The sequence below is a fragment of the Streptomyces sp. NPDC005435 genome (assembly GCF_040703155.1).
GTDB lineage: Bacteria > Actinomycetota > Actinomycetes > Streptomycetales > Streptomycetaceae > Streptomyces.
In genome coordinates, this window is sequence record NZ_JBEXEQ010000005.1 from 1 (window position 1) to 11,080 (window position 11,080).

The 11,080-nt window shown below is 73.2% G+C and carries 8 protein-coding genes; 2 read left to right on the plus strand and 6 right to left on the minus strand.

The annotated features are described in order from the left end of the window. Positions 1–112: 112 nt before the first annotated feature. Positions 113–1,093: a tellurite resistance/C4-dicarboxylate transporter family protein gene (locus AB0898_RS07775; protein ID WP_366801935.1), complete on the minus strand. Its 981-nt coding sequence runs from the start codon at positions 1,091–1,093 to the stop codon at positions 113–115. Between the two features lie 473 nt (positions 1,094–1,566). Here AB0898_RS07775 and pcrA point away from each other — a divergent pair, with 473 nt between their 5' ends. Then, positions 1,567–4,047 (plus strand): DNA helicase PcrA, encoded by a 2,481-nt coding sequence (gene pcrA / locus AB0898_RS07780; RefSeq protein WP_366801936.1) that lies wholly within the window; start codon positions 1,567–1,569, stop codon positions 4,045–4,047. 95 nt (positions 4,048–4,142) lie between these two features. On the opposite strand, the gene AB0898_RS07785 is transcribed toward pcrA, so the two are convergent. The 3 genes from AB0898_RS07785 to AB0898_RS07795 form a co-directional block, all read right to left on the minus strand. Further along, on the minus strand, positions 4,143–5,669 hold the full coding sequence (locus AB0898_RS07785; RefSeq protein WP_407078303.1) for a M23 family metallopeptidase: 1,527 nt from the start codon (positions 5,667–5,669) through the stop codon (positions 4,143–4,145). 272 nt (positions 5,670–5,941) lie between these two features. Further along, positions 5,942–6,493, minus strand: a complete 552-nt coding sequence (locus tag AB0898_RS07790; RefSeq protein WP_366801937.1) for an SMI1/KNR4 family protein — start codon at positions 6,491–6,493, stop codon at positions 5,942–5,944. Positions 6,494–6,552: 59 nt separating this feature from the next. Continuing rightward, positions 6,553–7,407 (minus strand): alpha/beta fold hydrolase, encoded by an 855-nt coding sequence (locus tag AB0898_RS07795; protein ID WP_366801938.1) that lies wholly within the window; start codon positions 7,405–7,407, stop codon positions 6,553–6,555. A 220-nt stretch (positions 7,408–7,627) separates the two neighbouring features. On the opposite strand from AB0898_RS07795, the gene AB0898_RS07800 reads away from it, so the two are divergent. Continuing rightward, complete coding sequence (locus AB0898_RS07800; RefSeq protein WP_366801939.1) at positions 7,628–8,050, plus strand: cobalamin B12-binding domain-containing protein; 423 nt, start codon at positions 7,628–7,630, stop codon at positions 8,048–8,050. A 45-nt stretch (positions 8,051–8,095) separates the two neighbouring features. Here AB0898_RS07800 and AB0898_RS07805 read toward each other — a convergent pair whose 3' ends face one another. Next, positions 8,096–9,721, minus strand: a complete 1,626-nt coding sequence (locus tag AB0898_RS07805) for a DUF5691 domain-containing protein (protein ID WP_366801940.1) — start codon at positions 9,719–9,721, stop codon at positions 8,096–8,098. Between the two features lie 27 nt (positions 9,722–9,748). Continuing rightward, positions 9,749–11,074, minus strand: coding sequence for a hypothetical protein (locus AB0898_RS07810; RefSeq protein WP_366801941.1), 1,326 nt, complete (start codon positions 11,072–11,074; stop codon positions 9,749–9,751). Positions 11,075–11,080 lie beyond the last annotated feature (6 nt).

An 11,080-nucleotide genomic window follows, 5' to 3' on the forward strand; every position in this document is an offset into this window, starting at 1 on the left:
CCTCGCCGCGTTGTCGTCGGTCGCCGATGCTCCGCATCGACTCCCTCCTCCGCCTTGCGACGCACGGCACCAGACGCCGCTCCCTGATCCGGCCTGATCGACGAGACACCCCCTAGGGGCCGCCGGCCCGACCACCCCGGGCCCCGGCCCGCACCGCGAGCACCGCGCCCGCGGCGGCCGCCAGCCACACCGCGAACGACACCCACACCAGTACCTGCCCCGGCACCCGCAGCCAGCCGACACGCAGGGCGGCCGCGACCGCCAGCACCGTCGCCCCCGTCATCCCCATCGAGAAGACCGTCGCCCAGCGTCCGAGCCCGTAGCGCGGACGCGGGCGCGCCAGCTCGGCCACCAGCAGGACGGCGTACCAGGCCGCGTCCAGGACGAGCAGGGCGACCGTCACATCGCGCAGGACGCCGCTGTCGTCCACGTTCCACAGGTACAGCCGGGGGCCGTCGGCGGAGATCAGCCGGGCCCCGGCCAGCGCCGAGATGGACAGCGCGCCGCCCGCGATCCAGTGGTCGCCCGGTCCCCGTGTCAGCTCGCTCGGGTCGAAACGCGGCAGAGCGAGGCCGTAGAGCAGCAGGCCCACACCGAACAGCACCAGCGCGGTGTGCGCGAGCCATGCCACCGCCTCGGTTCCGGCGAGCGTGGCCGCCAGCACCGCGAGCGCCTGTGTGGCCACACAACACAGGAACACCGCTCCGGGCATGCGGTGGCCCCAGTGCCGGGTGACGACGTAGAGCAGCACCGGCCAGAACAGGGCCGCCAGTGCCAGCAGTGCTTCGGCCAGGACGGACCAGCCGAGCAGCGCGAAGCGGGTGCCGAGCACCGCCGTCGCGGCCACGGCGGTCAGCGCGCCCGGCGTACGGGCCTCGGTCAGCCACCGCGCCCGCTGCCGGGCCAGCCGCAGGGCGAAATCGGCGCCCAGCGCGAGCCAGCCGGCGCAGGCGAGCGCCAGGAAGGCCAGGGAGACCGTCTCGGCGCCGGCCAGGTGCAGGCCGATCGAGACGACGGCGGTCGCCATCACGGCGGTACCCGCCGCCGGAGGACGTTCCCACCACCACGCGCGCAGACCTGGGATGCCGGACATGTCCCGATGCTAGGGGGTGTCTCCCCGATCTCCGCGGGCCCGCGCCGCCTGGCACGGCACCTCGCCGCGGTCTGATCCACGAAGATCGGAGAGACACCCCCTAGGGAGCCGTGCCGCCCCGGGCCGCGGGGCACGCGCGCGTGGGGCTCGAAAGGACGCGCGCGGAACGCCTCCGGCTTGGACGGCGCCCACGGAACGCCGCGTCCGGCCAAGGCGGCCCCGGCGGAACACCCCGTCCGGCCCGGGCGGCGCGAGGGGAATTCCGCGTCCGGCCCGGGCGGCGCGGGCGGAACGCCCCATCCGGCTCTGGCGGCGCCGACGTGGGCCGTATCACCCCCGGACCGGCCCGAGCGGGCCATACCCGGCTCCACCAGGCCATACGCCGTTCCGCCGAGATCAACTCCCCGGAATTCCGACCGGGTTCCCCCAGGTGGCGACCGGTTGTCGGTGGGGCGCCCTAGACTCGTAGAGCGATGAGCAGCCTCTTTGACGACAGCTTCCTGGCGGACCTCCAGGCCCCGCACGGCCACGAGGAACAGCCCCCACCGCCCGAGGACGAGCACGCTCCGGAGCAGGTTCCGGACGATCTGTTCGGCGGGAAGTTCGACCTGCCCCCGGACCGCGACGCGCACTACCGCGACGGCGCCCCGCGCCCCGCGATCGACGCGGCGGCGCTCCTGGACGGGCTGAACGACAACCAGCGTGCCGCGGTCGTGCACGCGGGCTCCCCGCTGCTCATCGTCGCGGGCGCCGGTTCGGGCAAGACGCGCGTGCTGACCCACCGCATCGCCCACCTGCTCGCCGAGCGGCATGTGCACCCGGGCCAGATTCTCGCGATCACCTTCACCAACAAGGCCGCGGGCGAGATGAAGGAGCGTGTCGAGCAGCTCGTCGGCCCGCGCGCGAACGCGATGTGGGTCATGACCTTCCACAGCGCCTGCGTCCGCATCCTGCGCCGCGAGTCGAAGAAGCTCGGCTTCACCTCGTCGTTCTCGATCTACGACGCGGCCGACAGCAAGCGGCTGATGGCCCTGGTCTGCCGCGACCTGGACCTCGACCCCAAGCGCTACCCGCCCAAGTCCTTCAGCGCCAAGATCAGCAACCTCAAGAACGAGCTGATCGACGAGGAGGACTTCGCCGCCCAGGCGACCGACGGATTCGAGAAGACTCTCGCCCAGGCGTACGCGCTCTACCAGTCGCGGCTGCGCGAGGCCAACGCGCTCGACTTCGACGACCTGATCATGACGACGGTCAACCTGCTGCGTGCCTTCCCGGACGTGGCCGAGCACTACCGCCGCCGCTTCCGGCACGTCATGGTCGACGAGTACCAGGACACCAACCACGCGCAGTACGCCCTGGTGCGCGAGCTGGTCGGCACCGGTTCCCACGATGATGACGTGCCGCCGAACGAGGCCGACCTGCCGCCCGCCGAGCTGTGCGTCGTCGGTGACGCGGACCAGTCGATCTACGCCTTCCGGGGCGCGACGATCCGCAACATCCTCCAGTTCGAGGAGGACTACCCGAGCGCGACGACGATCCTGCTGGAGCAGAACTACCGCTCCACGCAGACCATCCTCTCGGCCGCCAACGCGGTCATCGAGCGCAACGAGTCCCGCCGCCCCAAGAACCTGTGGACCAACGCGGGCCAGGGCGCCGGCATCGTCGGCTATGTCGCGGACACCGAGCACGACGAGGCCCAGTTCGTCGCCGAGGAGATAGACCGCCTCACCGACGCGGGCGACGCCAAGGCCGGGGACGTCGCGGTGTTCTACCGCACCAACGCGCAGTCCCGTGTCTTCGAGGAGATCTTCATCCGCGTCGGCCTGCCCTACAAGGTCGTCGGCGGTGTCCGCTTCTACGAGCGCAAGGAGGTCCGGGACGTCCTGGCCTACCTGCGCGTGCTGGCCAACCCCGAGGACTCGGTGCCGATGCGCCGCATCCTCAACGTGCCCAAGCGCGGCATCGGCGAGCGCGCCGAGGCGATGATCGACGCCCTCTCCCAGCGCGAGAAGATCAGCTTCCCGCAGGCGCTGAAGCGCGTGGACGAGGCGTACGGCATGGCCGCGCGCTCCACCAACGCGGTCAAGCGGTTCAACGCGCTGATGGAGGACCTGCACACGATCGTCGAGTCCGGCGCCGGACCGGCCACCGTCCTGGAGGCCGTCCTCGAACGCACCGGATATCTGGCCGAGCTGCAGGCGTCCACCGACCCGCAGGACGAGACCCGTATCGAGAACCTCCAGGAACTCGCCGCCGTGGCCCTGGAGTTCGAGCAGGAGCGCGAGGACAGCGAGGACCAGGGCACCCTGGCCGACTTCCTGGAGAAGGTCGCCCTCGTCGCGGACTCCGACCAGATCCCCGACGAAGAGGACGGCGACGGCGTCATCACACTGATGACCCTGCACACCGCCAAGGGCCTGGAGTTCCCGGTCGTCTTCCTCACCGGCATGGAGGACGGCGTGTTCCCGCACATGCGCGCCCTCAACCAGACCAAGGAGCTGGAGGAGGAACGGCGCCTGGCGTACGTCGGCATCACGCGCGCCCGCGAGCGGCTGTACCTCACCCGCGCGTCGATGCGCAGCGCCTGGGGCCAGCCCTCGTACAACCCGCCCTCCCGCTTCCTGGACGAGATCCCGGCCACCCATGTGGAGTGGAAGCGGACGGGCGCGGTGGCCGCGCCGCCGTCCTCCCGGGCCGGTTCGATCGCGTCCTCGCTCTCCTCGACCCGCTCGCGTTCGTCGGCGGCGGGAGCGTCCGGGTTCGCCACGCGGCGGGCCTCGGAGAAGCCGGTGGTCTCGCTGACGGTCGGGGACCGGGTCACGCACGACCAGTTCGGGCTCGGCACGGTCGTCGCGGTGGCCGGTGCCGGGGACAAGGCGCAGGCCACGATCGACTTCGGCGGCGGCAACGCCAAGCGGCTGCTGCTGCGGTACGCGCCGGTCGAGAAGCTGTAGCCGAGCGGGAAGCCGCGGACGAGGCTGCGGACGACGCCGTAGACGAGTGAGCCCCCGCCTTCGAGGCGGGGGCTCGTTCACGATGTCGGGGCCGATCAGGTCGGGTCGAGCCCGTGGCTGCGCAGCCAGGGCAGCGGGTCGATCGCCGCGCCGCCGCCCGGGCGCACCTCGAAGTGCAGGTGCGGGCCGGTGGAGTTGCCCGAGTTGCCGGAGAAGGCGACCGGCTGGCCGGCCTTGACGGCCGTACCGCTGGCGACGCGGTAGCTGGAGAGGTGGCAGTACCAGGTCTCGGTGCCGTCCTTGGCCGTGATGATCATCATGTTGCCGTAGGCGCTGTTCCACTTGGTGGAGACGACGCCGTCGGTGGCGGCCATCACGGTGGTGCCGTAGGAGACGGGGAAGTCGATGCCGGTGTGCACGGACATCCAGTTCACGCCCGCCTGGCCGAAGTAGGCGCTCAGGCCCTTCTGCGCCACCGGGAGCACGAACTTGGGGCGCAGCCGCTCCTTGAGCGCGGCCTCGGCGGCGGCCTTCTTCTTGTCCAGCGCCTGCTGCGCCTTGAGGTCGATGCGCTCCTGGGTGCGGCTCGCCCGGCCGGTGAAGTCGTCGACCCCGGCGGAGAAGGTCTTGAACTGGCTGTCCAGCTTGCTGTTGGCGACCGACGGCTTCACCGTGTGCGCGTCCGAGGCGGAGGCGCTGGTCTCCTGGGCGTCGTCGGTGAGGTTGCCGACCGAGGCGGCGGCGATCCCGGCCACGCCCATCACACAGACCGAGGGCACGGCGACCGTCAGCAGGGCCGAGCGCTTGGCGGGCGTACGGCGCCGGGAGCGGTTCGCCGCGCGGCCGCCCGCGCGGGGCGCCGGTACGGTCTCCTCCTGGTCCTCCAGGAGGCTCGGTACGACGGGCAGTTCACCGGTGGAGCCGAACTCCTCCTCGGGCGGCGCCGTCTCGCCGAACTCCTCCATCGCGGCGGCGTCGCCGTAGGGGGAGTGGTGGCCGTCCGGCTGCTCGAAGGCGGCGGTGTGGTCGTACGACGCGTGGTCCCGCTCCTCGTACGACGCCGCGTCCTGCGTGTCGTACGGCTCCTGCGTGTCGTACGGCGCGGAGTGCTCCTGGTGGCCGGTGGCCGCGCCGCCGTCGGAGTTCCACTGGGTGGCGTCGTAGGCGCCGGTGTCGTAGGTCTGGGCGTTCCAGTCCCACTGCTGGGCCTGGTCGTGGCCCGCCGCGCCGTCGGTCTGGAGCCACGCGCTCGCGTCCCACTGGCCGCTGACGTCGTGTCCGGTGGCCTGCGCGGGGACCTGCCAGGCGGTGGTGTCGTAGGCGCCCGTGTCGGCGACGGGGTGGTGCTGGGCGGCGTACGGGTCGTGCGCGTAGCCGGTGTGCCAGGCGGTGGTGTCGTAGCCGCCGGCCGGGGCGGCGGGCTGGACGCCGTAGTACGCGTCGGCGGTGTAGGCCCCGGTCTGGCCCGAGCCCACCGCGAAGCCAGTGGCGTCGTAGCCGCTGTAGGTGGTGAGGTCGTCGTACGGGACTTCCGGTGCTCCGTACGGCGCGTAGTGCGCGGTGGAGGCGTCGGAAGCCGGGGCCGGGGAGGTCATGGTCCCCGACGGGTGACGGTCGTTCACCAACTTCTCTTTCGCCTCGACAACAGGGGCTGCCAGAGCAGTGCGGCGACTGTACCCGGCGGTACACGGGCGCCACAATCTTCCGCCGGTTTCGCGGCGGCGGGAAACGGGCATTCGGCCGTGTTTCGGGGGTCACGGACGCGAGTTTGGCTTTGTGTTCGAAGAATGTTCGATGATGAGTGACGTTGTGTCACCTGTGCGCGGGCTGTGCCAGGGGTGTTCCGGGAGCCGACGGGGGCGCTTTGCGCGGGGCGGGCCGGTGTGACGCGTGCTCACAGGGCGGCCAGCCACCCCGTGTACCAGGCGTGGAAACCGGGGTGCGCCGGGGTGAAGCCGCCCCAGTCCGGATCGAAGGACCAGATCTCACCGGTGTGCGGGCCGTTCAGGACGAGCCGGAGGAACGTTCCGCAGCCCAGCTCGGCCAGGAGGAGAGATCCCCTGGTCAGCGCGGTCTCCCCGGCCCCGATCCGGCCGGGCGCGGGCTCCGCGAGCGGGAACGGCGCGGCCGGCCGCCCCGGCAGCCGGTCCTCCGCCCACTCGTCGTCCACCGCCCCGTCCGCCACGGCTTCGGGGTGGGGAGTGGTCAGGGGCATCAGACCGTGGGCCGGTCCGGCGGGGCCGTCGCCCACCCGCGCGATGAAGGAGCGGTACTCCGGCGGCAGCGCGATGCCGTGGGCGGTCTCGAAGGACCGGATCTCCGGCTCGGGAAGCGGAGGCCTGAGTTCGTAACGGTGCGTGTTCGACCCGAAGCGTTCCCTGGACGGGTCGCTCGCCGCCGCCTCCCGCAGCCGGGCTCGTACGGCGGCCGCGTCCCAGGTCTCCATGGCGGTGACCGTGACAACGGCGGGCGTCGCGCCGCCCGGGCGTTTTCCGGGGTGCCGTCTCAGGCCACCGTGAGACCGCCCGACGCCTGCCGCTTCGCGGCGGACTCGGCGTCCAGGGCGTCCCGTATCCCGGCGGCCACGGCCGGGTGGACGGGGAGGGCGAGGTGGCCGATGCCCGTGACGCGGACGTTGAGGGCGTCCAGGTCGGGGTGCTCGACGCAGGCCGCCTCCAGCGGGTCCATCACGGAGTCCAGGTCGCTCCAGAAGCTCACGAACCGGGTGCGGCAGCCGGGGGCGGGGCGGGCCAGCTCCTCGATGACCGCGGAGTCCGGGCGCATCTGCCGGACGATGGGGTGGGCGTTGGCCAGCGGTATCGCCCGGGTGCCCGCGTGCGGGGTGCCGAGGGTGACCAGGGTGCGAACCCGCAGGTCACCGCCGAGGCACTGCACGTAGTAGCGGGCGATCAGACCGCCCAGGCTGTGGCCCACGATGTCTATCCGCCGGCTTCCGGTGCGCTCGCAGATCTCCTCCACATGGCGGGCGAGCAGCTCGGCGGCGGTGCGGATGTCGCAGGTCAGCGGCGAGTAATTGAGTGATTCGACGCGCTGGCGGCCGTGCTGCGCGAGGCTGCGGCGCAGGAGCACGAACACCGAGCGGTTGTCGATGAACCCGTGCAGCAGGATGACCGGGGGGCCTGCCGGGACGGGGAGCCGGGCGGTGCCGTCCGGCTCGGGCAGGGCGGCCTGGCGCCGCTCCTGTGTGAGGCCGGTCGGATACAGCAGCACGTGTCCCGCCAGGATCGCGGCCTCCAGCGCGGTGGCCTTGAGCAGCGTGACGGACAGAGAGGCCAGTCTGCCCGGCCAGAAACGGCGGCAGATCGGGAGGAAGAACGGAAATACTCCGGTGACCTTCATTGGCCGACCTCCTGTCGGCGCGTGCGGGGCGTCTCTGTCCCTCGCGCGCCCTCATGTCCCACTATGTGATTTCCCCCTCCCCGCGGGTCGTAAAACTGCCGGTTGCGGGATCCTGGGGATAACGTTCGTTCACTTCGCGACGGTGGCGGAACGTGCCAGGGATGCGGTACTTGTCGGTATGACGGAAGCGGCCGCTTCCGGTGGCTCGATGGAGGCAGTGATGGGTGTGGCAGCCGGTCCGATCCGCGTGGTGGTGGCCAAGCCGGGGCTCGACGGCCACGATCGCGGGGCCAAGGTCATCGCGCGCGCACTGCGCGACGCCGGTATGGAGGTCATCTACACCGGTCTCCACCAGACGCCGGAGCAGATCGTCACCACCGCGATCCAGGAGGACGCCGACGCCATCGGGCTGTCCATCCTCTCGGGCGCCCACAACACGCTCTTCGCCGCCGTCCTCGACCTCCTCAAGGAGCGCGACGCGGCGGACATCCTCGTCTTTGGCGGCGGCATCATCCCGGAGGAGGACATCCCCCCGCTGCGCGAGAAGGGGGTCGCGGCGATCTTCACACCGGGTGCGACGACCGGGGCCATCGTGGAGTGGGTGCGGGAGAACGTACGGCAGCCGGCGGCTTCCGGGGGCTGACGCCTCCGCTCTTTCACGCTGCCTCTCTTTCACCTCGCTTCTCTTTCACCCCGCTTCGGGCATCAGCTCCTCCGCCATCGCCGCGCGCAGCCGCAGGGTGACGGCGAGGCGCTGGAAGGCCTCCGACCAGTAGCCTCCGGCGCCCGGCCGGCCGTCCTCGCGTTCCTCGGGGCGGGCCAGCAGGGCGTCCAGGCGGGCGGTCTCGGCCGGGTCGAGGCAGCGTTCGGCCAGGCCCATCACGCCGCTGAAGCTCCATGGGTAACCGCCCGTTTCCCGCGCGATGTCGAGCGCGTCCACCACCGCCCGGCCGAGCGGCGGCGCCCAGGGCACCGCGCACGCGCCGAGCAGCTGGAACGCCTCCGACAGACCGTGCCGGGCGATGAACCCGGCCACCCACTCGGCTCGTTCGCCCGCCCTCAGCGTGGCCAGCAGTCTCGTCCGGTCCGCGAGGGACACGGCACCGGGGCCGCCTGCCTCCGGCGCTCCGGGCGCGCCGAGCAGCGCCCGCGCCCACGTCGCGTCCCGCTGCCGTACCGCCGCCCGGCACCAGGCCGCGTGCAGCTCCTCCTGCCAGCCGTCGGCCACGGGCAACGCGACGATCTCCTCCGGGGTACGGCCGCCGAGCCGCGCCGGCCACACCCCGAGCGGGGCCGCCTCCACCAACTGGCCCAGCCACCAGGAACGTTCACCTCTGCCTTTGGGTGGCCGGGCCGTCACGCCGTCCCGCTCCATGTCCGCGTCGCAGCTGTGCGGTGCCTCCACGGCGATCGTGGGCTCCGTGCCCGTGTGGTCGAGGGCCACGCAGGTCAGGGCCCGCTCCGCCATGCGCGCGGCGAGTGCGGAGCCGGGCAGGGCGGACAGCAGCTCGGCCGCCGTGGCGCGTATGTTGCGGCTGCGGTCCGTCAACGCCCGCTCCAGGAAGGGTTCGTCCGCCGCCGACAGCTCCGTGCGCAGCGAGTCGAGGAACATCAGGCGGTCCTCGGCGCGTTCCGCGGGCCAGGTGGACTCCAGCAACTGCCGTGCTGTCGCCGGGCTGTGCGACCGTACGGCCGTCAGCACGGCGACCCGCTCGGCGAACAGCCCCTCCTGCCACAGCCGTCGTACGGCCTCGTCGTCCTCGGGGCCGGGCAGCGCCGAGCCCCCGGGTGCCATGCGGCGGGCGAACCGCCAGTCCGGGTTCAGACGGGCCAGCCACAGGGCTCTGGGGCCCGCGAACTCCAGCGCCGCCGGGCGCAGATCGGTCCTGCCCCGGGCCGCGTCGAGCAGGGCGGGCAGCAGGTGCGGGGGCGGGGCGTAGCCGTGCGCGTTGGCTGCCGCGAGCCACTGGGGGAGGAGTTCCGTGAGGTCGGGGGCGCTGCCGCGCCGGGTGCCCGCGCCGGAGCGGTCGGCGAGGAGGGCGTCGAGTCTGCGGGCGGCGCGGGCGGGGAGCGGCGGGCGCGGGTCGTCGGGGGCGGGTTCCGGGCGGGGTGCGGCGGGTCCGGCGCGCAGACCGGCCCGGCGCCGGACGGTCGCCACGGCGGCGGCGTCGAGCAGGGCCAGGGGGGCCTGGCGTCCGTCGCCGGCCGTGGGCGCGGGGCGGCGGTCGGTGCCGAGCAGGGCGGTGGTGAGCAGGGTGTCCCAGGAGGGTGGGGTGTCCCAGGAGTGTGGGGTGGTGGCCGTCGGCTCGTGCATGAGGGATCCCTTCCGTCCGGGTGGGGGTCAGTACGGCGTCATCCGGGTCGGGTCAGCGCAGCGCCACCGGGGGCCGGGGTGCGCGGGCCAGGCGGTGAGCGGGGTGAAGCCCCGGTGGCCCAGCTCGCCGAAGACGGTGAGGGGGGTGCCGCCGGAGAGGGCGATCAGGCGCCAGAGGGCGGGGCGGGTGAGGAACGGTGGGGGGAGGGGGAGGGCTGCGGTGGGGGCTGTGGCTGTGGCTGGGGCGGTTGCGGGGGTGGGGCTTGGGGTGGGTGCCGGGGCGGCATCCGGGTAGGGCGTGGGGTGGGTGCCTGGGCAGGCCGAGGGGTCGGTGTCCGGGTGGGTCGCCTGGGCGGCACCTGGGTGGGGCGCCGGGGCGGCATCCGGCTCGGTCTTCGAGTCCGCTTCCGGTTCCGCGTCGGCCAGTTGCCAGGAGCCCGGGCGTTCGTCCGGTACCGGTACGACTGCCTTCAGGGTGACCGGGACCGTGTCGAGCCAGGGGTCCTCGCGCAGCGCGTCGCCGTAGCGCGTCGCCGCTTGTGAGGTGGTCAGGCCCTCGGGGCGGGCGGCTGCCGGGGCGGGCGGCGCGTACCGCTCGCCCAGCGCCGCGCGGAGCTGTCCCGCGCCCGGGAAGACGCTCAGGTCCGCCTCCAGGACGTGGCCGACGGGGAGGGACAGCTCGGGGGCGCGCCCGGCGGCGCCGTAGGAGAGGAGCAGCCGGGTGTGGCCCGAGCCGGTGCCGTGCAGCCAGATGCGGCGGGTCGTCAGTTTCGGGTCGGCCGTGTCGTACTGGGCGAGGACCAGCCAGCGGTCGCGCAGCGGCGGGCCGGCCGGTGTGGCGGGCAGGCCGAGCCGGGAGCGGACCGTGGCCGCGAGGGCGTCGGGCAGCCGGTCGCGGCGCAGCCAGCCCTGGCCGAGGAGGTGCAGCAGCGCGCACTCCTCCAGGAGCCTGGCCGGCCAGTCCGGTCCGGAGGCGGGTATCGCACCCAACTCCCTTATACGTGTGGCGAGTCCCGGCGCCTGCGCGTCGACCATGCGGGCGGCCGTCTCGTCCCACAGCGCGTACCCCGCCTGCTCGGCCGAGGCCAGGCTGCCGCGCAGCAGGTCCGCGAGGCGCTGCTCCAGCTCCGTGACGCCCGCCGTCACCCGCTGCTCACGGCGCTCGGCCCGGCGCCGGGCCGCCGCGGGGTCGGCCGGGCCGTCCCGTTTTCCCTCTGTTCTCCCCTCCGTCATCCGCTCCTCCGCTCGCTCCTCCGTCCGCTCGGCGAATCCGCCTCCCGCTCCGCGTGACGTGGCGTCAGGCGCCGGTGCCGGCAACTGGTCCGCTCGCCGGCGCACCCCCTGCTGAGTCATGTGAAC

Coding starts and splice junctions, on each gene's coding strand:
- AB0898_RS07775 (WP_366801935.1), bottom strand. CDS start 1,093: ATGTCCGGCATCCCAGGTCTGCGCGCGTGGTGGTGGGAACGTCCTCCG.
- AB0898_RS07805 (WP_366801940.1), bottom strand. CDS start 9,721: ATGCACGAGCCGACGGCCACCACCCCACACTCCTGGGACACCCCACCC.
- AB0898_RS07800 (WP_366801939.1), top strand. CDS start 7,628: ATGGGTGTGGCAGCCGGTCCGATCCGCGTGGTGGTGGCCAAGCCGGGG.
- pcrA (WP_366801936.1), top strand. CDS start 1,567: ATGAGCAGCCTCTTTGACGACAGCTTCCTGGCGGACCTCCAGGCCCCG.
- AB0898_RS07810 (WP_366801941.1), bottom strand. CDS start 11,074: ATGACTCAGCAGGGGGTGCGCCGGCGAGCGGACCAGTTGCCGGCACCG.
- AB0898_RS07795 (WP_366801938.1), bottom strand. CDS start 7,407: ATGAAGGTCACCGGAGTATTTCCGTTCTTCCTCCCGATCTGCCGCCGT.
- AB0898_RS07790 (WP_366801937.1), bottom strand. CDS start 6,493: ATGGAGACCTGGGACGCGGCCGCCGTACGAGCCCGGCTGCGGGAGGCG.